Source organism: Paenibacillus polymyxa (assembly GCF_015710975.1).
GTDB classification, from domain to species: domain Bacteria; phylum Bacillota; class Bacilli; order Paenibacillales; family Paenibacillaceae; genus Paenibacillus; species Paenibacillus polymyxa.
This window is the reverse complement of record NZ_CP049783.1, coordinates 5,109,402-5,135,719: the sequence shown is the minus strand read 5'-3', so window position 1 is coordinate 5,135,719 and position 26,318 is coordinate 5,109,402. Positions and strand designations below refer to the sequence as shown.

General features: G+C 42.3%; 28 protein-coding genes and 1 pseudogene. 18 read left to right on the top strand and 11 right to left on the bottom strand.

The genetic code is table 11. The features are described from left to right. Positions 1–168 precede the first annotated feature (168 nt). The 3 genes from G7035_RS23510 to G7035_RS23500 all read left to right on the top strand — a co-directional run bounded on the left by G7035_RS23510 (position 169) and on the right by G7035_RS23500 (position 2,004). Positions 169–753, top strand: a complete 585-nt coding sequence (locus tag G7035_RS23510) for a TetR/AcrR family transcriptional regulator (protein WP_019687160.1) — start codon at positions 169–171, stop codon at positions 751–753. Between the two features lie 162 nt (positions 754–915). Further along, positions 916–1,053: a hypothetical protein gene (locus G7035_RS23505; RefSeq protein WP_017428513.1), complete on the top strand. Its 138-nt coding sequence runs from the start codon at positions 916–918 to the stop codon at positions 1,051–1,053. 90 nt (positions 1,054–1,143) lie between these two features. Then, positions 1,144–2,004, top strand: coding sequence for an NmrA family NAD(P)-binding protein (locus G7035_RS23500; RefSeq protein WP_019687161.1), 861 nt, complete (start codon positions 1,144–1,146; stop codon positions 2,002–2,004). 13 nt (positions 2,005–2,017) lie between these two features. Here G7035_RS23500 and G7035_RS23495 read toward each other — a convergent pair whose 3' ends face one another. From G7035_RS23495 to G7035_RS23485, 3 genes are all read right to left on the bottom strand, one after another. After that, a complete protein-coding gene (locus tag G7035_RS23495) occupies positions 2,018–3,208 on the bottom strand; it encodes an oxalate decarboxylase family bicupin (RefSeq protein ID WP_029515019.1) in 1,191 nt (396 codons plus the stop codon). Positions 3,209–3,297: 89 nt separating this feature from the next. Further along, a complete protein-coding gene (gene ybaK, locus G7035_RS23490) occupies positions 3,298–3,777 on the bottom strand; it encodes a Cys-tRNA(Pro) deacylase (protein ID WP_019687163.1) in 480 nt (159 codons plus the stop codon). Between the two features lie 16 nt (positions 3,778–3,793). Continuing rightward, positions 3,794–4,183, bottom strand: coding sequence for a ribosomal L7/L12 family protein (locus G7035_RS23485; RefSeq protein ID WP_115293064.1), 390 nt, complete (start codon positions 4,181–4,183; stop codon positions 3,794–3,796). 266 nt (positions 4,184–4,449) lie between these two features. Here G7035_RS23485 and G7035_RS23480 point away from each other — a divergent pair, with 266 nt between their 5' ends. The 9 genes from G7035_RS23480 to G7035_RS23440 all read left to right on the top strand — a co-directional run bounded on the left by G7035_RS23480 (position 4,450) and on the right by G7035_RS23440 (position 14,666). Beyond that, positions 4,450–5,358 carry an ROK family protein gene (locus tag G7035_RS23480; RefSeq protein WP_019687165.1) on the top strand — a complete coding sequence of 303 codons (909 nt, stop codon included), beginning with the start codon at positions 4,450–4,452 and terminating at the stop codon, positions 5,356–5,358. A gap of 259 nt (positions 5,359–5,617) precedes the next feature. Beyond that, positions 5,618–7,033, top strand: coding sequence for a glycoside hydrolase family 1 protein (locus G7035_RS23475; protein WP_019687166.1), 1,416 nt, complete (start codon positions 5,618–5,620; stop codon positions 7,031–7,033). Between the two features lie 156 nt (positions 7,034–7,189). Then, positions 7,190–7,777 carry a sugar O-acetyltransferase gene (locus G7035_RS23470; protein WP_019687167.1) on the top strand — a complete coding sequence of 196 codons (588 nt, stop codon included), beginning with the start codon at positions 7,190–7,192 and terminating at the stop codon, positions 7,775–7,777. Between the two features lie 166 nt (positions 7,778–7,943). Beyond that, positions 7,944–8,495: a phosphodiesterase gene (gene yfcE / locus G7035_RS23465; protein WP_019687168.1), complete on the top strand. Its 552-nt coding sequence runs from the start codon at positions 7,944–7,946 to the stop codon at positions 8,493–8,495. Between the two features lie 116 nt (positions 8,496–8,611). Beyond that, complete coding sequence (locus G7035_RS23460) at positions 8,612–9,643, top strand: agmatine deiminase family protein (RefSeq protein WP_019687169.1); 1,032 nt, start codon at positions 8,612–8,614, stop codon at positions 9,641–9,643. A gap of 29 nt (positions 9,644–9,672) precedes the next feature. Beyond that, positions 9,673–10,548 (top strand): N-carbamoylputrescine amidase, encoded by an 876-nt coding sequence (aguB, locus tag G7035_RS23455; protein WP_019687170.1) that lies wholly within the window; start codon positions 9,673–9,675, stop codon positions 10,546–10,548. A gap of 140 nt (positions 10,549–10,688) precedes the next feature. Further along, on the top strand, positions 10,689–11,219 hold the full coding sequence (locus G7035_RS23450; RefSeq protein ID WP_019687171.1) for a hypothetical protein: 531 nt from the start codon (positions 10,689–10,691) through the stop codon (positions 11,217–11,219). 288 nt (positions 11,220–11,507) lie between these two features. Then, positions 11,508–13,529, top strand: coding sequence for an oxidoreductase (locus G7035_RS23445; protein ID WP_019687172.1), 2,022 nt, complete (start codon positions 11,508–11,510; stop codon positions 13,527–13,529). 216 nt (positions 13,530–13,745) lie between these two features. Further along, entirely contained in the window at positions 13,746–14,666 is a 921-nt protein-coding gene (locus tag G7035_RS23440; RefSeq protein ID WP_019687173.1) for an aminoglycoside phosphotransferase family protein, read from the top strand. 47 nt (positions 14,667–14,713) lie between these two features. On the opposite strand, the gene G7035_RS23435 is transcribed toward G7035_RS23440, so the two are convergent. Continuing rightward, positions 14,714–15,148 carry a hypothetical protein gene (locus G7035_RS23435; RefSeq protein ID WP_017428527.1) on the bottom strand — a complete coding sequence of 145 codons (435 nt, stop codon included), beginning with the start codon at positions 15,146–15,148 and terminating at the stop codon, positions 14,714–14,716. A gap of 175 nt (positions 15,149–15,323) precedes the next feature. On the opposite strand from G7035_RS23435, the gene G7035_RS23430 reads away from it, so the two are divergent. The 4 genes from G7035_RS23430 (at position 15,324) to G7035_RS23415 (ending at position 18,969) form a co-directional block, all read left to right on the top strand. After that, the gene (locus tag G7035_RS23430) at positions 15,324–15,773 is read left to right on the top strand and encodes an immunity 63 family protein (RefSeq protein WP_017428528.1); all 450 of its coding nucleotides are present in this window, start codon (positions 15,324–15,326) and stop codon (positions 15,771–15,773) included. 149 nt (positions 15,774–15,922) lie between these two features. Further along, positions 15,923–16,906 carry an ABC transporter substrate-binding protein gene (locus G7035_RS23425; RefSeq protein WP_019687174.1) on the top strand — a complete coding sequence of 328 codons (984 nt, stop codon included), beginning with the start codon at positions 15,923–15,925 and terminating at the stop codon, positions 16,904–16,906. A 33-nt stretch (positions 16,907–16,939) separates the two neighbouring features. Continuing rightward, complete coding sequence (locus G7035_RS23420) at positions 16,940–17,965, top strand: FecCD family ABC transporter permease (protein WP_019687175.1); 1,026 nt, start codon at positions 16,940–16,942, stop codon at positions 17,963–17,965. Continuing rightward, positions 17,962–18,969 carry a FecCD family ABC transporter permease gene (locus G7035_RS23415; RefSeq protein WP_017428531.1) on the top strand — a complete coding sequence of 336 codons (1,008 nt, stop codon included), beginning with the start codon at positions 17,962–17,964 and terminating at the stop codon, positions 18,967–18,969. Before G7035_RS23420 ends, G7035_RS23415 begins: the two co-directional genes overlap by 4 nt. 42 nt (positions 18,970–19,011) lie before the next feature. Here the strand turns inward: G7035_RS23415 and G7035_RS23410 are convergent. From G7035_RS23410 to G7035_RS23395, 4 genes and pseudogenes are all read right to left on the bottom strand, one after another. Further along, positions 19,012–19,577 (bottom strand): annotated as a pseudogene (locus tag G7035_RS23410) (NAD(P)H oxidoreductase); the annotation flags it as partial. Positions 19,578–19,771: 194 nt separating this feature from the next. Beyond that, entirely contained in the window at positions 19,772–20,200 is a 429-nt protein-coding gene (locus G7035_RS23405; RefSeq protein WP_019687177.1) for a VOC family protein, read from the bottom strand. Between the two features lie 196 nt (positions 20,201–20,396). Next, entirely contained in the window at positions 20,397–21,809 is a 1,413-nt protein-coding gene (locus G7035_RS23400) for a hypothetical protein (protein WP_019687178.1), read from the bottom strand. A gap of 28 nt (positions 21,810–21,837) precedes the next feature. Further along, positions 21,838–22,350 (bottom strand): histidine phosphatase family protein, encoded by a 513-nt coding sequence (locus G7035_RS23395; RefSeq protein ID WP_016818998.1) that lies wholly within the window; start codon positions 22,348–22,350, stop codon positions 21,838–21,840. Between the two features lie 333 nt (positions 22,351–22,683). On the opposite strand from G7035_RS23395, the gene G7035_RS23390 reads away from it, so the two are divergent. Next, positions 22,684–22,875 (top strand): DUF3934 family protein, encoded by a 192-nt coding sequence (locus G7035_RS23390; RefSeq protein WP_019687179.1) that lies wholly within the window; start codon positions 22,684–22,686, stop codon positions 22,873–22,875. 139 nt (positions 22,876–23,014) lie between these two features. After that, positions 23,015–23,707, top strand: coding sequence for a pseudouridine synthase (locus G7035_RS23385; protein WP_019687180.1), 693 nt, complete (start codon positions 23,015–23,017; stop codon positions 23,705–23,707). 54 nt (positions 23,708–23,761) lie between these two features. Here G7035_RS23385 and G7035_RS23380 read toward each other — a convergent pair whose 3' ends face one another. From G7035_RS23380 to G7035_RS23370, 3 genes are read right to left on the bottom strand one after another with little or no spacing between them, the layout of a single operon-like run. After that, a complete protein-coding gene (locus G7035_RS23380; RefSeq protein ID WP_019687181.1) occupies positions 23,762–24,865 on the bottom strand; it encodes a GerAB/ArcD/ProY family transporter in 1,104 nt (367 codons plus the stop codon). Between the two features lie 12 nt (positions 24,866–24,877). Beyond that, positions 24,878–25,105 carry a hypothetical protein gene (locus G7035_RS23375; RefSeq protein WP_019687182.1) on the bottom strand — a complete coding sequence of 76 codons (228 nt, stop codon included), beginning with the start codon at positions 25,103–25,105 and terminating at the stop codon, positions 24,878–24,880. A 6-nt stretch (positions 25,106–25,111) separates the two neighbouring features. Continuing rightward, positions 25,112–26,269, bottom strand: coding sequence for a Ger(x)C family spore germination protein (locus tag G7035_RS23370; protein ID WP_230877342.1), 1,158 nt, complete (start codon positions 26,267–26,269; stop codon positions 25,112–25,114). Positions 26,270–26,318: the final 49 nt, after the last annotated feature.

Here is a 26,318-nt window from a genome sequence, read left to right as displayed (position 1 = left end):
CGGATTGCATCATTTACACCTGAGCGTTTGGATAAAATAAACATTCCTAAACCATCGTATTTCGGTACGATGGTTTTTTGTGAATAAAATTATATAAAATCAATTTTATTTTCTTGACTGATCAGTCTGTAAAAATTATAATCATAAGCAAGGAGGTGAACATGAGGTTTGGGAAGAGCTAAAGAATTTGATACTGAAAGTGTTCTGCGAAAAGCTATGGCTGTATTTGGAGAGCATGGGTATGAGGGAACTTCTTTGACCATTTTACTGGATCAGCTGGGTATAGCGCGGCAGAGTCTTTATGATACCTACGGCACGAAATATGATTTGTTTTTTTCGGCTATTCAGCTTTACATACGTGACAAAACCGAAGCTGTAGTACATCTGCTCAGTCAACCTGGGAGCATTAAGGATGCAATAGCGATGATTTTTAATGAATCTGTTAGAGTCTTGATGGATAAGAGGCTGTCGAAGGAATGCTTTATTATGAACAGTGCTATTGAACAGGCTCCGCATCATCATGAGATCAAAGCTTTTATTTCTGAAAATACTGAAAAGCTTGAACTTGCTTTTTACAACGCCCTAGTCCGCGCCCAAAAAGAGGGGGAGATTCATGTTACAGAATCTGAGCTATTGTCAATCGCCAGATTTCTAAATCATGCCCGACTATCGTTGACATTTACCGCCAAGACAGGCGCAAGCACTGAGGTGCTTAGAGATATTGTACGTACAACACTGTCTGTTTTGGATTGATCTTTATGAACGCTTAATAGCGTTTATTTTTTGAACATTCCAGACCGATTAGTCAAATTTTTTTGAGTATTATAGACTGATCAATCTAGAATTCTTATGTTTAATTTCTGTCTTGAATTTGTTTTAAGCAGGAACTAAAAATAATTATGCGAGGTGTCTACCATGACAATCAATCCGAATACCGACAAAGCAAAACAGCAAGCGCAAGCAGTCATGCATAAATTTATGAGCAACATGTTAGAAGAAAATATGGAGTATTACTCACTACAAAGATTACTGGAACCCTTTGGTCGCTCTTGAAGCCTTGGAATCATGAATGAAAAAGTTCGAGCCTCATGGGGATATGAAAATCTAGGCGAAAATAAAAAATTTAAATAGGAGTTGAATTTTATGAAAGACAGAAATATAGCGTTGATTACAGGGGCAAACGGCAAAACAGGCAGCCGTGTAGCTGCCAAACTTACGCAACTTCAGTATCCGGTACGTTTGGCAGGGCGTACTAAGTCCGGCAATTGGGAAGGGACAGATTATGTATATTTTGATTGGTATGATGAATCAACACATACACAGGCGCTGATGAATGTAGATAAAGTTTATTTGGTAGTACCTGTGTTGGACGTCAATCCCGCCAAAGTGATGATTCCTTTTATTGAGAGGGCCTTGAGAGAAGGAGTGCAAAGATTCGTGCTTTTAGGCAGCGCATCTGTGCCTGAGGACGGGCCAGTATTTGGACCTGTGCATCAAGCACTTCGTAGATTAGCTCCAGAGTGGGCTGTATTACAGCCATCCTACTTTATGGAGAATTTCACAGAAGGCCAGCATGTGGAAACGATCAAAAACAACAAGGCCATTTATAGTGCAACCCAAAACGGGAGAATAGGCTTCGTAAGTGCAGATGACATTGCAGAAGTGGGAGTGAGGGCTCTTATTGACGATAAACCACACAACACAGCTCATGTCATCACTGGACCTCAAACACTAACATATAACGAAGTGGCTGAAATTATTGGGAAATCAACAGTCCAACCGATCCAGCATATCTCTTTGTCTGATGAAGAGTTGAAAGCGGGCATGGTTCGCGCTGGAATGCCTGAAGAATATGCAGATATGCTGGCAGGATTGGATAGAAGGATACGTGCAAACGGAAGTGAAGACCAAGTGACCGATACCGTTAAGCTTGTCACTGGGCGCTGTCCGGTCTCATTTGAGCAGTTTGTCCTGAGCCAAGGAAACAGCTGGAAGACATCATGACGAAGTGATTCCTTTATTTATTTTTAGGGTCATAAGAGTAACCAGGATACTTGACGACGGGCCATTTGACCTTTCGTAAATTAGAGATTACATCAGAACCAACGTGTAAATTACTTTGAATCAGTTCTGTAGGCGTAAGAGCCATCCATTGATTTAAGGACACATCCGCAAAACGGTCACTTTTAAACATTTCAAGAAACCATAGTGTGCTGGAGCCAGTATTTTGAATGTAATGACCATAAGCAAAAGGCACATATCCAACATCCCCGGCTCTAAAATCAAATGTACGGGCTGCACCATTACCACCAAAGACAGTCATCCGTCCTTGCCCTGCAAGGTAGTATTGCCATTCGTCATTATTAGGGTGCCAATGCATTTCTCGCATGGCTCCGGGTTCAATCTCAACCAGGGCAGCTGCGATAGTTTTGGAAATCGGAAAATTGGAAGAGTCGACGATCCGTACGCTTCCGCCCGGTGTTTTGATCGGGGGCTGAGCTAGTAATTCATGCTTAAAGGATAGGGGCAACGTCCCATAGGGAGAGGGAACCGCTTGACTTTGGATTGAACCGGGAACGGAATCCTGATAGATGTAGACTTGGTCTTGAGGAATGGCTGCAAAATCGGTTTCTGGAATCCCGAAATTTGCAGAAATCACCTCTTTGGGAGTATGGGCGAACCAATCTGAGATGGATAAGGTGTTCAGATCGGAAAAACTGCCATCATCGAAAACCAGCAAAAACTCACAGCCTTCTTCAAGGCCCTGTATAGAATGCGGAATGCCTGGTGGAAAGTACCAGAGATCGCCCGGGCCGACATCAGCAATAAAATTACGTCCATCTTGGTCAACTGCCGTAATACGTGCACTTCCTAACAGCATATAAGACCATTCTGCCTGCTGATGCCAGTGCAGCTCACGGACACCGCCCGGTGTCAAACTCATGTTCACTCCGGAAAGAGTTGTGGCAATGGGTAATTCCCTTACTGTAACTTCTCTTGACCACCCACCATGATTAAGCTGCATATGAGCATCTGAAAAAGAAAACCGCATATTCGGTATGAGACCATTGTCCGTTACGGGAGGAACCAGCATATCTGGATTTTGTAAATCCCTCATCACATCACGTGGCCCCTTGTCGATCCCCCCTGCACCATCACTTCTAATAGGCTGGGGGATTCCGACTTTTTTTGAACAATCATTATGCATCATTTGATCTTCCTCTCCAGATTAAAGCATGTTGAAGCATCGGATTAAGAGAAAATACGCATAAAGATGTTATGATGACGTGATGAGTTTTATACCGTGTGCGATAGATCTGTAAACTGTGCTTGAATGATTTGAGCCAAATCGTGCGGGCTCAGTTCCAGCTGAGTTCCAATTTTCCCGCCGCTTACAACGATCGTTTCCAGTTCAACTGCGGGCTGATCGATATAAGTGGGGTAGAGCTTTTTCATTCCTATGGGAGAGCAGCCACCGCGAATATATCCTGTATGCTTTTGCAACTCCTTAACAGGAAGCATTTCAATTTTTTTCTCTCCCGCAGATTTGGCAGCCTTTTTGAGATCAAGCTCTTTATGTACAGGAATCACAAAAACAAACAGATTTTGTTTGCTATGTGCAACCAAGGTTTTGAAAACGGATTCCGGTGCTCTTTGGATCTTTTCGGCTACGTTCATACCGTCTATTTTTCCATCTTGATGGTCATAACTCAAAATATTGTAGTGGATGTGTTGCCCGTCCAATATACGCATAGCGTTTGTTTTACTGATACTCATTTTAATTCTTCCTTTCTTAGCATTTTTCCAAGTGATCTACATAATCTTTTGCATCCTTAAGAGAAATATTTCTAGCGGTTCTTAACTCTTTTATGGCTTTAATCTTATTTCCTTCCCTGATCAGTAGAAGCAGCCTTTCATTGATTTCTTCGGAAGCTTCTGCGTGTTGGATATGTGGAGCAGGAGGAGCGATTGTATTTGACATCGAGGTTCCCGTTAGTCCTGAACGATTCTCAAGACGCTCCACATCGGATTTCAAGTCATTAAGCCGAGATTGAAGGCGATAGACCTTGAACAAAAGTATGACGGAGAGGATCAATGCAATGATTGCTACATATTCGCTAGTTGCCAATAGAATCTCCCTTTTCTTGTTAGTTTTATCACTAAATTTTTGTCTCTTAAACATAGTATATCATGATGATTGACTAATCGAATTGAGAATCATATTCTTTGCGTACGGGGAGTGCAAATTGACTTATTGCAGACCGAGCGTTATATTACAGCTTATTATTAAGCTTTTTATAATCACTTCAAAAGGAGTGTATTCAAATACAACCAGTTTCCAATAATACCATTCGGGTCAAACACATTAATGTAGAGCTAGTTAAAAACACACTGAAATCCAAGGAATATGCAACCAAGTCGTCTATAGCCAGTATTACAGGACTTAGTGTGGCAACCTGCGGAAATATTCTAAATGAGCTTCTTCAAACCGGAGAAGTATTAGAGATGGAATTGGAAGAGTCGAACGGTGGGCGTCCGGCTAGACGTTACAAATATAACGCTGATTATTCCTATATTATTTGTTTAACTGTGAAAACGGAAGGCGGAGTAGATTCTCTTACTTATGCTGTTGCCAATATGCTTGGCGATATTATTGCAGAGAACACATCCGTTGTGCCTCATATTGATTATGAAGTAATAGATCAGCAAATTGAAGAGCTGATTAACAACTACGAAAACGTTAAAGCGATTGGTATTGGCATCCCGGGGGTTGTTCATCAAGGGGTTATTGATGTCTGCGATCTTGATCTGCTGATAGGAGTCCCTGTAGGACCACGCCTTCAAGATAAATACGGGGTAGAAGTCACCATTGAAAATGATATGCATCTGACCGTCTATGGATTTTATAACATGCAAAATTATGATGAGGACAAAACCTTCGCTATTGTTACGTTTCCCAAGGATAATTTTCCGGGAGCGGGTTTTATTGTCGATGGACATTTGTTAAAAGGAAATACCAAATTTGCCGGGGAAGTTTCCTTTTTACCCTTTGGCATAACGAGAGAGGAACAGCTTAAACAGTTAAATAGCACACAGGAATTTGTTTTTTTGGCGATCAAAACGATAACATCCATTATTGCGATTATAGACCCTGTATCGATCGCTTTGACAGGAGAGTTATCTAAGCCAGCACTGTTGGATGATATTTATAACGGCTGTCTTAAAGATGTACCCAAAGAACATATGCCTGAGATTTTTGTAAAAAACGATACGCACGATGAATACATGTATGGGTTGATTTCAGTTACCCTTGAAAGCCTGACCTACAATTTGCAATTGGTGGAAAAAAGAAAATAGAGACCATTTTATAGAAGAAGGGCTCACCCAAGTTACAATTGGTAATTAACGTATGGATGGGTGGGGACGTTGTTATAAATAGGGAAGTATGTATTGGAGATAATACGATTATAGACTCTGCAAGTTTTTAAAATAATACTTGACATGAAACGCGTTACAAACCTTAAGATTCAATTAGAAGTACTTTATAAACATTAGCGTAGAGGTAACGTGTTTATGTCCTAGTTAATGAAAAAACATCAGCAAAGGCGGAGAAAATATGAGTACACAGTTTCCAAAAGATTTCCTGTGGGGTGGAGCAGTTGCTGCTAATCAGCTCGAAGGTGCTTATCAAGAAGACGGAAAAGGCTGGTCCATTCAGGATGTAACTCCTCGTGGTGGTTGGGGACCGGTGACGGATGTACCAACAGAAGATAATATGAAGTTGATCGGTATTGATTTTTACCATCATTATAAAGAAGATATCAAACTTTTTGCGGAAATGGGCTTTAAAGTGTTCCGTACTTCCATTGCTTGGTCACGTATTTTCCCTAAAGGTGATGAGCTGGAGCCTAATGAAAAAGGACTGCAATTTTATGATGATTTGTTTGATGAACTTCATAAATATGGTATTGAGCCACTCGTTACATTATCTCACTATGAAACACCTTTACATTTGTCCAGAGAATACGATGGTTGGGTGAACCGTAAGCTTGTTGATTTCTATGAGCGCTATGCAACAACTGTATTTAATCGCTACAAAGATAAAGTTAAATACTGGTTGACGTTCAATGAAATCAACTCCATTCTTGAAGCACCATTCATGAGTGGCGGGATTAGCACACCAAAGGATCAACTTAGTGAACAAGACCTTTATCAAGCTATTCACCATGAGCTGGTAGCGAGTGCAAGAGCAGTAAAAATCGGTCATCAGATTAACCCTGATTTCAAAATTGGTTGTATGGTACTGAGTATGCCTACTTATCCGCTGACACCTAATCCAGACGATGTGATTGCAGCAATGGAATTTGATCACAGGAACATGGCATTTGCCGATATTCATGCAAGAGGTCAATATCCAGGTTACATGAAACGTTTCTTCAAAGAAAACGGAATCTCTATTCATTTTGAGCCAGGTGATGCTGAAGATCTGAAGCATACGGTTGATTTTATCTCGTTCAGCTATTACATGAGTACTTGTGAGACTGCAGACGAAGCTAAAAAAGTCAAAGGTGAAGGTAACATCCTCGGTGGGGTGAGCAATCCGCATCTCGAGGCAAGTGAGTGGGGCTGGCAAATTGATCCTCAAGGTCTGCGCTATGTGCTGAATACATTCTATGATCGCTTCCAAAAACCACTGTTCATCGTTGAAAATGGTCTGGGCGCTGTGGACGAGCTTATCACCAATGAAAAAGGTGAAAAAACGGTTGAAGATGACTACCGGATCAACTATCTGAATGATCATTTGGTTCAAGTTGGGGAAGCGATTGAAGATGGAGTAGAGGTTCTGGGCTATACATCTTGGGGCTGTATCGACCTTGTCAGCGCGTCGACTGCTCAGCTTAAAAAACGTTATGGTTACATTTATGTTGACCGTCATGATGATGGCAGCGGTACACTTGAAAGATACCGGAAAAAATCTTTCCACTGGTATAAAGAGGTTATTTCCACAAACGGTGGAAGCTTGAAACGCTAATTTATAAATAAACCAGTAACTAAATTATAAAAAACATAATGATGTTTTTTACGTGGCGACCGCCTCTGCTTTATTATGGGGGAAGCGGTCGCCAATTTTTTTATGAGCGTCATTTACCACGAGAATCTAACTACATAAACGGAGTGTGGACAAGCGATGACAGAAAAAGAAAAATCACAATTAGGACTCCTATACAATGCTAATTATGATGAAGAATTGATTGAGGAACGTCTATACGCCAAAGGTCTCTGCTACGAATATAATCAGCTCCATCCTAGAAATATGGAAGAACGAGAAACACTCATCAAAACTTTATTAGGAAAGACAACGGATAGATTCTTGATTGAGCAGCCTTTTGTGTGTGACTATGGGTATAATATCGAAATCGGTGAAAACTTTTATAGTAACCACAATACGATTATGCTTGATGGGGCAAAAATAGTGTTCGGTGATAATGTATTTGTTGCTCCTAACTGCGGATTTTATACTGCGGGTCATCCTCTTGATGTGGAACAACGTAATGAAGGGTTGGAAATTGTATTTCCAATTACTGTGGGCAATAATGTTTGGATCGGTGGTAATGTTTGCGTTCTGGCGGGCGTCACGATAGGGGATGATTCAATTATTGGTGCAGGAAGCGTTGTTACCAAAGATATTCCTTCTGGTGTGATTGCCGCAGGAAACCCTTGCAAAGTCATCCGTAAAATTACCGAAGATGACAAGCACAAGTATAAAAGAAATTAACCATAAAACTACAGTTCATTTGGAATTGTAGTTTTGCGTCTTTACAGAGAACTACCAAACGTAAAGAAACATTTTTGCACAGATTTGTTCAGGGAATAATGTAATAATGAACGTAAGAGGAATATTTCCAAATTACTATGGCCTATTCAGAAAGGAAGGAAAAACTATGAAATTAATGTTTATATCAGATATTCATGGCTCGCTGTACTGGTTGCAATTGGCACTGGTAAAATTCAAGGAGGAGAAAGCTGACCGTCTTGTCTTGCTTGGAGATTACATGTATCATGGACCGCGAAATCCGTTACCGGAAGGATATAACCCAGCAGAAGTGGCTGCTATGCTGAACAAGTACAAACCCCACATTGCGGTGTCGGTACGTGGGAATTGCGATGCAGAAGTGGATCAGATGTTGCTGGATTTTCCGATGATGGGTGATTATGCTTTACTGTACCATGAAGGACGGCGAATCTATATCACGCATGGACATGGTTTTAGTATCGGAAATTTACCGCCACTTGAAGCGGGTGATGTGTTCATTCAAGGACACACTCATATTCCGGTAGCAGATGTGGAAAAAGGGGTCTTTGTACTGAATCCTGGTTCAATCGCATTGCCAAAAGAAAACTATCCATCCTCTTACGGTGTGCTGGAGGGAGCACAATTTACCGTGAAGGATTTTGATGGCAGCACGGTGAAAGCAATCACCTTTTCAAAGTAATTTCTCAAATTTCAATGTAAATTATTAAAACTTTTCCGCTTCGATTGAGACAAAGATCATATTATTGTATGATAGGAGCGGAGTCTACATTCTGAAAAGAAAGAGAGTTTCAATACATGCAAATTAAGGATTCACATTATAAGATGCCGCCTGAATGGGCGCCACATGAACGTACGTATATTTCCTGGCCTGTACAATCTTCAATGGTTTACCCCGATATGCATGCCGAGGTATGTAAGGGTTATGCCGAAATCGTAAGTGCTATGGCGGAATTTGAACCAGTTACCGTAGTCGTAAATCCAGATGATCTGGAGAGCGTTAAAGCGCTTGAGCTCGGGGAACGGGTAGAACTGTTACCAATAGAGCACAGCGATGCGTGGCTACGTGATAACGGTCCAACTTTTCTGACGGATGAGCAGGGTCAGTTGGCAGGTATTAACTGGAAGTTTAATGCTTGGGGCGGCAAATATGCTCCATGGGATCTGGATGACCAGGTTGCGCCGCAAATACTGGACAAACTTGGAGTTCCGCGGTTAGATGCACCGCTAGTAATGGAAGGCGGCTCACTGCATGTAGATGGCGAAGGTACTCTAATTACAACCGAAGAGTGCTTGCTCAATCCCAACCGCAATCCGGAATTAAGCCGAGAAGAAATAGAACGGTACGTATGCGAATATACAGGTGCCGAGAAAATTATCTGGCTAAAACGTGGACTCAGTGGTGACGAAACGGATGGTCATGTGGACAATATTGTTTGCTTTGCTGCTCCTGGCAAGGTCATTATGCAAGTATGTGATGATCCTGAGGATGAAAATTATGAAATCACGCAGGAAAATCTGCGTATTCTAGAGCAAGCAACGGATGCCAAAGGTCGTAAGCTGGAAGTGATTCAAATCGGCCAACCGCCGCGTGTGGATTATGAAGACAGCCGACTGACACTGAGCTATATTAACTTCTACTTTGTGAATGGCGGCATTATTTTGCCTGTGTTTGGCGGAACTGCTGCTGAGAGTGATCTTGCAGCCCAGCAAGTGCTGTCAAAAGTATTCCCGAATCGCAAGATCCGCACTGTAGATGGTATGGCAGTTATCCGTGAAGGCGGTAACGTACACTGTACAACCCAGCAGATGCCTGCTGTAAAGCGTTGAACGATACAACATTTATAAGGAGGACTAAGGTGAGAAAAGTAAAAGTGGCAGCAACTCAAATGAGCTGTTCTACCAATATCGAAGAAAATATCAGCAAAGCAGAGAAGTTGGTACGTGAAGCGGCAGCCCAAGGTGCGCAAATTATTTTGCTGCAGGAATTGTTCGAAACTCCATACTTCTGCCAGAAGGAAAAGTCTGATTATTATGTATATGCAACTGAGCTGGAGCACAACAAAGCGGTTAACCATTTCAAGAAGATTGCCAAGGAATTGCAGGTTGTGCTGCCAATCAGCTTCTACGAGAAGAAGAACTATGCTCGTTACAACAGTCTTGCTGTTATTGATGCAGATGGTGAAATGTTAGGTAAATACCGCAAAAGCCACATCCCGGACGGCCCTGGGTATGAGGAAAAGTTTTATTTTAATCCGGGCGACACCGGTTTTAAAGTGTGGAATACACGTTATGCCAAAATCGGAGTAGGCGTGTGCTGGGATCAATGGTATCCTGAGGCGGCCCGCTGTATGGCGCTTATGGGCGCAGAAATTTTATTTTACCCGACAGCGATTGGTTCAGAACCACAAGATTCCTCCATTGACTCTAAGGATCACTGGCAGACTTGCATGCTAGGTCATGCAGCTTCCAATCTGATTCCAGTCATTGCTTCCAACCGTATCGGAAAGGAAACCGATGAAGAATCCAGCATCAATTTCTACGGCTCATCCTTTATCGCTGGCCCTCAAGGGAATAAGATAGCAGAGGCTGGTCGTACCGATGAGGAAGTGCTTACCGCCGAATTTGATCTGGACGAGCTGGAAGTAGGACGGATCGAATGGGGCATTTTCCGTGACCGTCGTCCCGAACTCTACAAAATGATTGCCACCTATGATGGTGATCTAAAAGTATAATCTGTATACAGATAGATACATTTCCCTTGCCGTTAAGCCGTGATGTTTCTTTTTTGAACTCACACGGCTTTTCGAGCGGGGGATTTTTGGTTTCTAAATGGGAGTACATCTTGTGATAGATCGGAGGAAGGAGAACAGCAATGAGGCATAAGAGGATAGACCAATCGTTAGCACAGTTCAAAACTTCGACAGAAGAAAATCAAGAATGGGGATACTCGCGCGCAAGAGATATGGCTATTTTGGGCTTTTGGGACGAGTACACGCTATCTGCGCAGCGTTTATGTGAACGAATGGCTACCGAAACCCATCAAATGAGACCTTCTGAGTACGTTCCGTTCCCAACTCAGTTTGAATGGCTGGAACAAGGAGAAACAGACTTGATTATAGATGGAATATGGTCAGCTGATTTACATGGTGATCATTGTCTGTTTGTGAATATTGGGGAGCATCACCCAGAACGGCATACATCGATTGAAGCTTATATTTACGATACGCAGGTGATAGATGAGGGATTCTTCCTTCAATATCTGAACACCTCTCCTAAAGCCAAAGCCTACACACCTTCATTTAGCAAAAATGGATATGCTACAATGTGTGAACTATTGGACAGATATGTTAGGGAAGGTATATTGGAGCGTAGGCCCTACGGTTTCAAAAGAACGGATACATAGGTGAATAACGAATAAAGTATGATTTGGGTTTGAGCTGAAAGGAACATTTCTTAAAGGATGGTTCCTTTTTTTATGTAGGACTACATTTTATCTATAGATTGAAACTATGATTCAGCACATAAAATAGCATTAGAATTTATAGATCGAATAATATAAAATCAAGTCATAAGGAATGATCGTACTCAATAATACTTCGATATTCTTTAAAGTGAAAAAGATCACATATATGAATTTTGTAATGAAACTTGAAAATGAATGAAATTTGCAAAACTGCAAGGAGGAAGAACTATGAACCACTATCCTGCGATATTTGAACCTCTGACCATACGGCGTATGACCTTGAAGAATCGGATTGTAATGCCCCCGATGGGAACCAACTTTGCTGCCATGGATGGAAGCTTTGTTCAGGATCATATTGACTATTACGTACAACGGGCCAAAGGGGGGACCGGCCTGATCACAGTAGAAAATGTTTGTTTGGATTTCCCTATGGGTACGAACGGAACAACCCAGCTGCGGATGGATAATGATCAGTTTATTCCTGGACTGTTTAGATTAACAGAAGCTCTGCACTCTTACGGAGCATGTGTTTCTGTACAAATTAACCATGCGGGTGCTTCGGCTTATGCTGGACGACTGAACGGAGTCCAACCCGTTTCTTCTTCGAATATTCCTTCTAAAAAGGGTGGAGCGATTCCAAGACCTTTGCAAAAAGAAGAAATTTATGCCATTGTGCGTAAATACGGAGAAGCAGCGGGAAGAGCACAGCGAGCAGGATTTGACTGTGTTGAAATTCACGCGGGACATTCCTACTTGCTGAGTCAGTTTCTTTCGCCGGTGTACAATAAACGTACTGATGAATTTGGCGGCAGCGCAGAAAACCGTACTCGTTTTGCCAGATTAGTCATTGATGAAATTCGTTCAGTGGTGGGTCCATTCTTCCCCATTTGCTTACGTTTTAGTGCGGAGGAGTTTACAGAAGGTGGGAATACCTTGGAAGATACACTGGAGTTACTGGAGTATCTCAATGATGAGGTAGATATTTTGAACGTTTCTGCAGCTCTAAATGATTCCATTCAGTACCAGATAGACGGGATGAACCTGCCAGATGGTTGGCGCTCTTATATGGCTAAAGCAGTAAAAGATAAATTCGGAAAGGTCACGATGACCTCAGGTAATATACGGAGCCCACAGGCTGCGCAGGACATATTGGAAAGAGGTGACGCTGATCTTCTGGCAATGGGCAGAGGCTTGATCGCAGAACCGAACTGGGTACTCAAAGTGCAAAACGGCTACGAGCATTTGCTTAGAAAATGCATCTCCTGCAACATTGGTTGTGCTGATCACCGTATCTCCAAAAGTAAACCAATTTGCTGTACGGTAAATCCAGATTTGTTCAAGGAAGCTGAATACCGGAAACAACGAGTTAGAAACAATGTCCAAGTCGTTGTGATCGGTGGGGGTACCGCGGGAATGGAAGCGGCCTGTACAGCGGCTGAGGTAGGCTGCCAAGTAACCCTCTTTGAAGAAAAGGCAGAACTGGGTGGCCTTGCGCGTGATATTGCACGCTTACCAGACAAAACGCGCATCAATGACTTCCCAGATTATCTGATTCAGCGCACCAAGCAATTAAAAAATCTGAATATTGTCACAGGCACACGAGCAGATCTGACGATGATTAGTGCTCTGAACCCTGATATTATTGTTAATGCAACGGGAGCCAAACCGCTGCTTCCACCGATTGCAGGTCTGCACGATCAACTAGGAAAACCGGGTACAAAAGTATTTTCTATCTTTGATCTGTTGAACAATATGGAGAACTTTCAAGAGTTTGAAGGCAAACGTATTGCTGTAGTGGGTGGTGGAGCCGTGGGACTGGATGTTGTAGAATATTATGCAGAACGCGGGGCTCAAGAAGTTTCCATTATTGAAATGATGCCTTTATTGGGTAAGGACCTGGATATGATTACCCGCATTTCAATGATGAAAATGGTGGAGGAACGAGAAGTGAACGTCCATACAGAGACAGCTTTGACGGAAGTGTGCAGCGACCGTTTCAAAGTAAAGCGTGGAGAACAGGAGTTTGAGATTCCTTTTGATCTCGGATTCGTATGTTTGGGTATGCGTTCATACACTCCACTGATGGATAGCTTGCTTCAATATGGAAAAGAGCATCAAGTGGAAGTTGTAAACATCGGAGACAGCAAACAAGCACGTCGTATTATTGATGGTACCCGTGAAGGTCGGAATATTCTGAAAACTATTCAACGGGTAGACGAATTTAAAAATGAGTTTTCCTATGCTTACTAAATTGAGGGTATAAGTGATAGGTACTTATGATAGGTAATTATAATGGGTATTTATGATAACAACTCATTTTATAGTCAGGTTGAAGAGATAATTTTTCTTTTCAGCCTTTTTTATTTGGGTTTATGCTGGCAAGAAGATTGATTCCTCCCTCATTTTGAAGGTAAACTATGGAAGGCATAGCAAGCAAGGCTATTATTAGCGTGGGGGGATGCGAGCGTGAGTCAACTCTTTAGTGAAATACCGGGTGCCAGCGCATGGAGCAACGTGCAAGAAATACATAAGGGCTGGTCCAGTGACAACAAGTATTATATTCAAACCGCTGACGGTAGGGAGTTACTATTGAGAATTTCCGATTTCACCCAATATGACAAGAAACAGCGAGAATTTGAATCCGTAAAAAAGCTGCATCATATAGATAATATTCTAATGTCCCGTCCGCTTGATTTTGGGATATGCAACAGCGGACAGTCGGTATACTCTTTATTTACCTGGGTCAACGGGGAAGATGCTGAAGGTGTTATCCCATCGTTAAACGCCGAACAGCAGTATCAACTCGGGTTTCAGGCGGGAGAGGTATTGGCTAAATTGCATGAGATTCATGCAGAGCAGGACCTGGTCCCATGGGCTGAACATTATAATGCCAAAATCAACAGATATATTAGAAACTTTAAGTCATGCGGTATTGTTTTAAAAGGAGCAGATCAAACGATAAGCTTTATTGAACAAAACCGTCATCTATTAGAAAATCGCCCCCAAACATTTCAGCATGGGGATTATCATGTCGGTAATATGGTGGTTACCCCATCTGGTGAATTGGGGATCATTGATTTTAATAGGCTGGATTATGGTGATCCCTGGGAAGAATTCAACCGTATTACCTGGTGTGCAGGATTAAGCCCATTATTTGCTTCAGGTCGTATTCACGGTTATTTCAATAATGATGTACCGGATTTATTTTTTAGATTAATGGCACTGTATATTGCAAGCAATCAGCTTTCATCGATTCCCTGGGCCATTCCATTTGGCAAAGAAGAGGTAGACGATATGGTACAACGAGCTGAAGAGGTTTTGGAGGCATATGATTACTATCAAAACTATATCCCGAAATGGTATCTACCTAGTTGTCCTGACTTGTAAAATATGAAGACCGCTGCTCCTGAGAGTGACGGTCTATTTATAGTGCTTTATGATTGTTTCTTAATCTTATAGGTGAATTCCCAAACGGCTTGATGACCTGAGTATCGTCCACGATTTTCAGTAACAGTGACTCTTAACTTAACGGTAGAACCTTTGGAAGAAACCGAAGAGACCTTTACATTTTTCGTGATTTCGCCTACATCAGGAATTTTGTCTTGTTCCTCAGCGTACGCATACAGCTTAATGCTGCTACCCGACTTGGCTTTTACTTTTACGCTGTTACCTTCACTAATGGACTGACCAGCCACCTGGGCAGCGATGGCCCAATCGTTGCCTACATGGTCATTCGAGACCAGGGTTGCTTGCTGAAACGTAACGATATACGTGGATGTTGCTGAAGCTGCGAGCGCGTACGTTCCATTGAAGATTAGGGATACCACTACCAATAAAATAGCCGATGCTTTCGCCCATACTTTATTCATTTGCCTGTCCCCTTCAATTAAAATATCGAGGAAAATCCCTCTATTCTAATTATCGTTTGCAGTAAAAATAATTGTTAATGGTTGGTAAAAAAATAGTTTAGTATTTTATTGCATTACCTATAACCTAATATGATGATGACTTAAATTTTAGTATAGAAAAGGAAGATGAAATAGGATGAGAAAAATATACAATGAACAAGAAATCATAGAAATGACCGTTAAGCTGCTCGAACAAACTTCGATGTACGAAGAACAGTATGAGCAATATGTAAGCCGACCTTTCCGTACAGGTTTTTATGATGATCTGAGTCCGCATGTGAAAGTTGGCAAACAGGGGTACACGCTCCAAATGTATGAAAGAGGCGTACAGATGCTAAATAAGCTTACGAAAGATGTAGAGGATGTGATGTATTGGATCATCGAAGATACGATTCATATCATTGCTCACCTAAATCTGCTTCGTAAATATAAAGTAGATAACCGAAATACTCATCTAAAATATACCAAGGAGATCATGAAGGAGCTGACAACTGAAATAAATAAAGCATTTTATGAAATTGGAGGAATCTATCAGGAATGGCATGAAGCGAATAGAAGGGCAACGTTGGAAAATCCATTAAAGTAACTAAAACGTAAAGAAACAGTTGACAATCTTGGAGGCGAAATTTACAATTTTATATTAGTGATAGTGATAGTGATAATGATTATCAGTATCACTATCACTAATTTTAAGTATGCTCTGCTATTACTATATTTCAAAGGAGAATTTACAACATGTATTATATGATGAACAAGAAATTTCACATGATTTTATGTGCACTATTCGTAATGATCTTCGTTATTTCAGGATGTGGCAATGCTGGCAGTTCCTCAGATTCATCTGCCCAACCTGCCTCTTCCGCGAAAGAAGAGGCAAGCGGTGAGTCTGGTACACGTACAGTCTCTACGATAAAAGGAGATGTAAAGGTGCCCGCTAACCCCCAACGGGTAGTGGTGAACTGGTATATTGGCGATGTATTCACGCTGGGAATCAAGCCAGCTGCGGTATTCGGTTGGAAACAAGAAACCATGCCTTTTTACGATAAGTTTAACGGGATTCCTGTTATTGAAAAATGGGAGACCGAGGAAATTATGAAGTACGATCCGGATCTCATCATTACATATGATACAAAAGATTATGATAAGCTGTCCAAAATTGCACCTGTTCTTGTAATACCTGAAGGTAAGATGACGTCTGTGGAACGGATGAAATTCCTTGGTCAGGCCACAGGACATGAAGCAGAAGCGGATAAAGTGATTTCACAGTTTGAAAGCAAGTTGAGTGAGGCCAAAGAAAAACTAAATTCCGACATATTCAAAGACAAAACGTTTAGCATTTTTGAGGACTGGGGCAGTGGCTCCTACGGAATATATTATGAAACAGGCTCACGTGGAGGAACGTTGCTTTACGATTATCTAGGACTTCATAAACCGAAAAAACTCAACACATTGATTAAAAACTCCGGAGAGAGTCGAGGTTCTTTATCCTATGAGGTAGCTGCTGAATACTTTGGGGATTATGTCCTGTGGTTTAAGCAGGAAGGCAAAGAATCCGAATATGCGAAAACCAAAATCTGGAGCAGTATTCCAGCCGTCAAAAATGGGCACATCATCGAAATTCCAGCGAAATATGCAGGACTTTTCTACTATTCGGACGTTGCTAGTATGACAGGACAGCTAGATTATATTATTGGCAAATTACTGGAACAAACGAAGTAATGATGCATAATTGACCAACTAAGGGTGTAATCAATGTCTACTCACAAAGAACGAAATAAAAAAGGAATATTTCATTTTGTAAGCTACATGATTGTGGGCGTGTTTCTGCTCATGATAGTTTCCGCAGCATCCATCACCTTTGGTGCTGCGGAAATGAGCTTGAAGCTGGCATGGGGGGCTGTATTTCAATTTGATCCCAATATTACGGAACACCAAATTATTCATACATTGCGTTTTCCACGCACTGTGGCGGACATCATTGTTGGGTGTAGCCTAGCTGTGTGCGGGGCGATCATGCAGGGAACGACTCGCAATCCATTGGCCGACTCGGGACTCATTGGTATAAGCTCAGGCTCGACATTTGCTATTGCGCTATGTATGGCCTTTTTGCCAGGGCGCACCTATGGTGAAACCATGCTGTATTCTTGCTTGGGCGCAGCAACCACCACAGGAATTACGTACTACATCGCGTCTATAGGCAAACGGGGGATGACGCCTCAGCGCTTAGTGCTAGCAGGAATGTCCATCTCTATGCTCTTTGGTGCGTTCAGCACTTTTCTCGCAATTAAGTATGAGATTGGTCAAGCACTTGATTATTGGTCTGCTGGTGGTACAGCCAGTGCCAAGTGGAGTGAACTGGCTTTCATTTCACCACTATTTGTAGTGGGCTTGGTCTGTGCTATCGCCCTGTCTCCCTCCATTACGATCTTGAGCTTTGGAGAGGAGGTGGCATCAGGCCTAGGAATTCGAGCGAATAGAATCAAGCTATTTTCAACCTTAATCGTATTAATTTTAACGGGGTTATCGGTTATTGTAGTCGGTCCTGTTGGGTTTGTAGGTTTGATCGTGCCACACATTATACGCTATCTGGTCGGTACAGATTATCGATATATTATTCCCGCCTCAGCGTTGTATGGAGCAGTGTTTCTACTGGCAGCAGATTTGCTGGGTCGAATGATTAATCGCCCTCATGAAACGCCGCTAGGCATAATTTTTGCTTTGGTCGGCGTACCCTATTTTCTCTACCTTGTGCGCAAGCAAAGGAGGGAGTTTAGTTGAATCTGTCCCGCAATAGCAGGGGTATAAGCATTATTTTACTGTTAACTGTGTTGACACTGCTGGTTGCTGTACTCAGCATGAATGTCGGGAAAATGAATCTGTCCCCACTCGAAGTTTTCAAGGTCATCATCGGCGAAGGAACGAGCAAGCAGAATCTGATCGTATTTGAATTTCGACTGCCACGTATTGTGCTTTCCGTATTAGTGGGTATTGGCATGGGGATATCGGGTTGTATTATGCAAAGCTTGCTCAAAAACGACATGGCCAGTCCAGGGACACTAGGCATCAGCTCGGGCTCGGGGTTATTCGTGCTTTTATATATTACGCTGTTCGCTAGTGAGGGATTACTATCGCCTATTATTCTTCCAGGGCTGGCTTTTGCAGGTGGGCTCACAGCAGCATTTTTGATTTTTATGTTTGCTTTTAGGCGGGGAAGAGACATTTCACCTACAGGCCTAATTTTAACGGGTGTTGCTATGGGGAGTGGCTACAGCGCATTGTCGCTGCTACTGACGCTCCGACTAGACAAGCAACAGTATGATTTTGCTCTGCGTTGGCAGGCTGGAGACCTGTGGGGGGACGACTGGAACTATATTATGGTGCTGCTTCCCTGGGTGCTGGCCATCTGCTTTTATGTTTTTTACAGGTCTAACACACTCAATACGCTGAACTTGGGTAATCAGACAGCATCGGGGCTTGGCGTAGCCATTAAAAGGGAATTTATCGGCTTGACGATCGCAGCAGTGGCTCTGGCTTCTGGTAGCGTGGCACTTGGCGGAAATTTCTTTTTTGTGGGGATGGTTAGTCCTCATCTGGCTCGCAGACTGGTAGGTCCCAATCATAAGCTGCTGTTACCTACTACTGCATTGGTTGGCTCGCTCGTTATATTGATTGCTGATACCCTTACACGCACGATCAGTTTTGGTGCTGATATTCCAACCGGAATCATAATCACTATCTTGGTTACCCCTTATTTTCTCTATTTGTTGTCGAAGGCCAGTTAATGTTTAATGAATGAAAAAAACGCTAACCCACTTCCACGGAAATTATGGATGGGTTAGCGGCTTGTGGAAAGATAATTCTCTCTCGCGTTCTGTTAGGATTCCATACTTAGAAGAGGAGATGGTAATAAAGCCATAATTCAGACCCAAGCGATAAGTTTGATCCAGCAATATTTCATAATGATCGGAATTTGAATCCAGAGTTTCATCTAAGAATTCAACCTTGGGTTGGAAACACCGCAATAATCCGCAATACCCACGTTCAGCAAATGAGTAATCATTTCATCATAGTTACGCTTTTTCAGCTGTTCTTTCGAAACGCCAGCCAAGCCAATCCACGAGATATGCTGATGATGAAGGTAATTCGAACCGTACGCAAACCCATTGTTCCATACACGGTAAATATAACCATTCAGCATAACTGGAAAATTCCACCACCAAAGTGGAAAAACAAATGCCAACGCATCGTGCTCCTTCATCCGCCTTATTTCCATTTCTACTTCAGGGGAAAAGGACTGTTCCTCAACGGACCAGTCTGGTTCATCCACCCCTTTTAAAACAGGATCAAAACCAACCCCATGTAAATCCAATATCTCATAATCGTGGCCTGCAGGAAAATAATCTGGAAGTACGCACTTTTAAGTTCTATAGGATGATACAGGTGCCATAGGAACATGGAAGTGCCCTAGGTAGATTCCCTAGAAACTGACCTGAGTAACGAATTGAAGTGATGGATTGTTCTGAGCAAACGTAGCCTAAAGCATTCAATCAGAATAGCTTGCGAGGGCTTAATTGTCGCATGACACTAACTGTCGGTCATTTCGTTATCATAGCTTAATTGCCATTCAATTCCAAACTTATCTTTAAGGCTACCGTAGCATTTGCTCCAGAATGTTTCTTGAAGCTCCATGTTTACGGTCGCGCCTTCTTTTAATTTGTGAAAGTATGATCGAATTTTCTCCTCGTCCTTATTGACGATGGCGAGGCTGATGTTGTTTCCCGCAACAAAAGGCATACCAGGAAAAACGTCTGAAAGCATCACATTACTTCCATCAATTTGAAGCCGCGTATGCATGACCAGATTTTTGGCTTCTTCTGGTAGAGGATAATCGGGGTTGGGCGGTGCTTCCCCGAACGTCATGATCTTTGGCTTCTCAGTCCCAAAAGCATGTGCGTAAAATTCTGCTGCCTCGCGACAGTTTCCATTAAAGTTAAGATAAACATCAACTGACATCTGCGTCATTCCCTTTTGGCTGATTTTTTACAGGCTAATTTCTTATTTTCATTATTAACCTGTGCACAAGCAAAAATACACTCTTGCTGACATGCTAACACCTAGCCGTTAAGGGGGAGGTCTTTTAAAGGAAAGTAACCCGCAAAAAGGATGCTTGCCTTAAACAAACTTTTTGCGGGTTATGATTATGGATTGTCTAGATGGAAATCAAGTTTGGAGAGGCTGGATGATAGAGCAGATGACGTGAAATGTCGCCGGGATGCTGTACGAAAAGTGGTCCCCAAGCAGGATTGGTGTCGTGCATCAGCTTTAACAGCGATATCATCCGATTAAATATAACTTGCAGATCCGCTTCGCGAGAAAGACCCTCGGTGATAGCAGCAGCTACCACATGCGCAGCGTAGAAGCCGGAACGGTGCTCGTCAGTAAGCGAACCTGTAGTTTGCAGCAAGGTTCGTAAATGTGCGGCGACGCTCTCATCCTCGTTTCTCCAGTTCTGGATTTCATCCAGACTGTGGTTTTCGAGGCTTATAAGTTTAGTCTTCATTATGGATTCTGCCACAATACGTGCAGAACGTTTTGCTGTGTTAGCGTCGATAGCTCTGCCGTTAAGTTTAATATTGGACAAATCCTTGTCGGTTTCCGATTCAATGATTTCCGCCCATGCTCCAGCTTGGTCAAATTCCAACAATGCAGTGGCGTAGGCACCCAAGTATCCCCGTAAAATATCTGCGGCGTGTGGATCACGGGCAGGTCCCTCATTTCGAAGTTGAGCTCTGCCGGAAAACGCGGCATTCATACCCCGAAAATAAGCGACCAAACCAATGGCAGCTGCTGGTCCCAAATTTAGGACACCCAATACATCAGACGCGGTTTCATCAATGCGAGAAGCCCAGTAGTCCGGTAGCCCTTGTCCAATATTTTCGCTGTTTAATCTGTTTCTGACGACATTGGCCAACTCTTGAAGTAGACCCAGATCAGCATGCAAAATATCATGACCACATACTTCATGCGGGATACTGGACCAAGCCATTAGACCGTTTGTCGCATGTGCAGGAGGAAGGCTAACTATAGCTGCTTGCACTTTAAATACGGCTGTGGCGTCAGCAGGCCAAGTGTATGGGCCATTTTCCGGCGCTCCCCATTTTACAAGTGCTGGAATGATACTGAGATCTGGTTCTTTTATTCCTTGGCGATCTTCTGCGCTAAGAAAACCGTCATACAGGTCGCTCACAATTTCCTGAAAAGCATCGGTCGCGAGGACATTGTAGCCTTCTCCATTTTGCAAAATGCTCTGAGCAATATCCAGCATGAGTCCAGCAGCTCTAGTTCTGCTTGGGTCCTGAATTAAAATTTCAGTGAAGCCTTGTTGCCCGAGCTCGTCCAGTTCTTTAATAAACGGACTTGCAACCGTTTCTTGATATATTTTAGGCAGCTTGGCTTTGGCCGCGTGGAGTCTTCCCATCAGTTGATGATAGTCTGTAGGATCTGACGGTCCCTGAAGATTGGAGAGCACAGCCTTCTTCACATTTTCGATACAAAGAGACATGTTGGATACATCCGGTTTGGTAACAGTAGTGATGCGATTTCTTTCCAGCATTCCTTGCATAATTAGTTTACCTCCCAGTTTTTTTGAATTAAACTACAACAGGCTGCATCGTATTCCACAAACGCTTCACCTGGCACTTTCCATCACGAAACGTTAAAAGATAGAGATCCGGATTTGTTATCTCCTCCAGAACAAAATCTGGAGCATAGTGATGCAACAGAAGTGTTAGGATCAAGCGATGGGTGACTAACAGAAAGGTGTGTTGATCGCTTTTCAGTAACTCTTCCGTTAGGGAAGTGACCCGGGCGATAACCATTTCATCCGATTCCTCTTCGGTAACGCCTCTTACTCCTTGCTCTCTAAGGCGGTTTCCAGGTGGACCAAGTTTGATTTTTAATCTTTCTTCGATGATTTCCGCAGTCTGCCAGGCTCGCGTATATGGACTGGAAATCAAACGGTCTACATGTAAATCTTCCATTTGGGACAGAAAACCAGCTAACTGTTCCGCCTGATTAAAGCCATCTGAACTGAGTGGAGCATCTGGCTCATTACCAGTTCCAATACCGTGGCGAGCCACATATAACTTTACATCAGTACTCATTTAACACCCTCATTCTTAGGATAAAATTATCCTTTAAAGGAATTTAAGTAAACATTTTTTTCGCCCAGAGACTAACATGTGTGAGCTTTCACATGATTATGCTGTCCTTTTTTTGGCACCTAATTTTGCGAATTGAAAATCTAAAAATCCAAAAAAATACAACTATAACAAACGGTAAAGCTACTTATCGCAGATTTATAGTAGATCAGGACTGGTATACATAAATATTTTCAATTCATTGCTTCTGTTTTCAAAACAAACAGGCATTATGTTCAAAGTAATGGTATGATAGCTTAGTTAAATCTGAACGACTAGTCATGGAGTGATTATAATATGGGTGGAAAAAGTAAGGGTGGCGGAACCGGCAGAGGTACGGGAAGTAAAGGCTGGACACGCTGGAACAAAACAGCGAAGCCAGTAAGGCGGAAAAGCGCTGCTGCAAGTGCGCCGGGAAATACAGCGGCCGGAGCTGTAAAAAGCGGCGCTGCCAAGCCAAGTGGGAATCGAGGCGGCAGAAGTAAGTAAGCCGAGCATGTATAGGATTGTCTTCAAAGGCGAACATCTGATTATGCTTATGTAATCAGATGTTTTTTAATAAAACAATGCAGATGCACTCTCTATAGTTATCTATAAATCTGATACTACAATGTAAAGGAAGTGAATCATGCGAATTAACAAGTACATTAGTGAGACAGGATTCTGCTCACGTCGGGAAACGAACAGGCTGATTGCGGCAGGGCGTATTACAATTAATGGCAGCGTATGTGAAGCAGGCGCGGAAGTAGAGCCACAGGATATCGTGTTAATTGATGGGGAAGCTATTCCGGTTGACCGTAGTGAATCCGTATATTTGGCATTAAATAAGCCTATCGGCATTGTATGTACGGCAGCGGAGCAAGTGGAGGGCAATATTATTCGTTATATCAATTATCCTTCACGTATTTTTGCCATTGGCAGACTGGATAAGGCGTCAGAGGGACTCATTTTATTAACCAACGATGGAAGCATTGTCAACCAAATGATGCGTTCCGAGCATGGTCATGAGAAGGAATACGTGGTGAGGGTAGACAAGCCTGTTACAGATGAATTTACACAGACCATGTCTCGCGGCGTTGAAATATTGAACGTCATTACCAAACCGTGTAAGGTTGATCGTATAAGCGAATACGAGTTTCGTATTATTTTGACACAGGGATTGAATCTGCAAATTCGTAGAATGTGCAAGGCTTTGGGCTACAGGGTGCTAAAGCTGGAGCGTGTTCGAATTATGAATATTACCTTGGATCATCTGGAACGTGGGCAATGGAGACATCTTGAGAAGGAGGAACTGGAGCTACTTCTTGCTAAATTGCAATAATGAGTACAACAAAAGTTTATTTGAGGACCGTATGTTTATACAGCCAACGCAACTTTAGTGATACTTTTTACGTAATTTCAACGAGCCGCCTACCTTGCCCATCAGCCATAACACAATAGGAAACACAATACCGAAAATCATGGCGTAAAAAGGCCATACTGAAAAAAACATGGTTATAAACTGCATGTTTGGCCAGATAGAATGAACCATTGCCATTGCAATTAGGATCAGAGGAATTAAGAGAGAGTTAGCGCTCCGCAGGCGAAAAGCATCTGCAAGCCCTTGCGCTGACACATATAAAAGCAGTGCGAGTCGGAAAAAAATGGTGACAAACCAAAACACGGCAACAAAAATTTCAAACCGTTGAAGAAACTCTCCGCTACTGATTGTTCGGTTAATAAAAAAAGTAGGAAACGTCAAATTAGATACAACACCTTCACTCATCACGGCGATTATTTGTAGAACCATGAAAAAATACATGCCGCCGCTAATCAAAGCACATGTTATCACTGTCTTTCTCCACTTTTTTGGATCAGGGATGTACTGTGCGAAAAAAAGATACAGAAATGCCTCAAGATAGGGAAAGGCAAACAAATTGAACGAAGCGAGAACGATAGGGTTTAAACCATACTCAAAAATAGGGAGCACATTATCTATGTTGCTCTCAGGAAGAAGGGTAATCCTGACCAAAAGATACAGAACAAGAAGGAAAAAAAACAGGATTTCCGCACAACGGCCAATTACAGCAGGGCCTGATCGAACGGCGAAATAAATGACTATTAGCATGATGAAATATATCGCGTCGGGGGGAGTTTCAGGCATAATAGCTATCGTGATAAAGTCGCCCAGATTTCGAAGCGTCATAATGAACACAAGAAAGGGAAAGAAAAAAATGAAAACGATGCTGATTGTCCCGCCCAAAAAAGGACCGAAGAGGCAACGGAGATGCTCTACGAAAGATTTTCCCTGTATTTGCCTAGCGATGGAGGCATATAAAGGTATCAATAACAGATGAAACCCTAAGGAGACTGGGATGGAGAGCCAGGCATCTTGTTTAGCGGTAGCGGTAATTGCCGCTGGGAGTACCAGATATGCGCTTCCTATTTGATATAATGCAAACCACATAATAGCTTGTCGAACGGTCAAGTTGGAATTCACCCCAATACCTCCTTAAGATAACATTTCTGTAAGTAACCGGCTTATCGGTTGAAATAGGATTTGAATGCCCGTCAGTGGAGTCGGCAGTTTAATGCTGACGATCCGTAGGATAATCAATATGACGCCTATACTCAACAATATTGAGCTGAATACAATTTCACGTACGTATTGTTTCTCTTTAAATTTTTTAAACTCATACAACGATGCTAAAATGGAAGTTACGAGAATAACATAAAGCATATGTACTCACTCCTGATTGTGTATTCCCATATCAATTGGACTGGTAATGTCTCCGAACCGAACTAAACGATAATTGAGCTGAATATCCACTTTAAGAGTTTGGAATTTTTGTGGCCAATGCTCTTTCCATCTATGCCATTCATGCGGGAACTTGCGGTGAAAAGCTTCTCCAAATCCGAATATATCGGAACCCATTTGTTGTGCGTTTCGAATGCCTCCCTTCAAAGACTGTTCCAGATGCTCTTTAGCTGTTTCTTGAAGATTTCTAAATGTCTCTTCATTCTTAAGGTTGGCATTGCACGAGACCGTTCCGATATTGGATTCTGTATCCACAATAAGAGAAATGCGTGGCTCATGGTCTATTATTTCTGGGCGTATTTTTACTTTGGAACGGATTACTTCAACAACAAATTTTCCTTTGGAATTCGGACAATTGATGGAAGCTACGGTACTGGAAACACGGTTGGATATATAGGTAAAGGCTTTACTTTGCGAATCATCCATCCAATCGATAAGTCGATCGCCCTTGAAAACACCAATTCCAGTGAAAAAATATTTAACATGTTGGGGCGACTTTGTCACATTATCAATAGTTAGACCTTTTTCTAGGTTTGTCATTCGAATACCGGTGAGAACTGGTTCAATGCCATCCTTCGTAAATTTCTGCAAAAGATCTTTTACATTGACTGCGGAAGTTGGAGCCCATGCTTTTTCAGAGTTCTTTAATGCCTTATACATATCCATTGCAGGCAAGACTTCGGTTGGAGCTACAAAAGTAACGGCCTCCTTTGCTGAGTTTTCTCTGACAACGGCCAAAAAGAAATCAGGCCGAACTTCATGGTCACGGAATAGAAAGTCCAACGGCTCCTTGATTCCTTTTTTTGCTGTTTTTTCATCAAAAATGACAAATTTTAAGTGAGACATATACATTTTTCGGGACGATTCTGTTGTTAATTTTCGAATAGCTTCAAATATGGTATCGGCGCGTTTGGAAAAAACGATCGTTGGCGTCCGTTCCATAGGGGAATTCTGAGACATTTTCGATGGGTCAACCACTTGTAAACTGACTTCATATTGGTCATCAACTGCATCAATGCCCAGAGCCATCACGACGGAAATTGCGCTCAATTCCTTACTGTTCCAGCAACCCGTAAGAAACACCATTAGCCAGATGCACATAAACATTAATAAAATGGTGGATCGGTACGAGTTC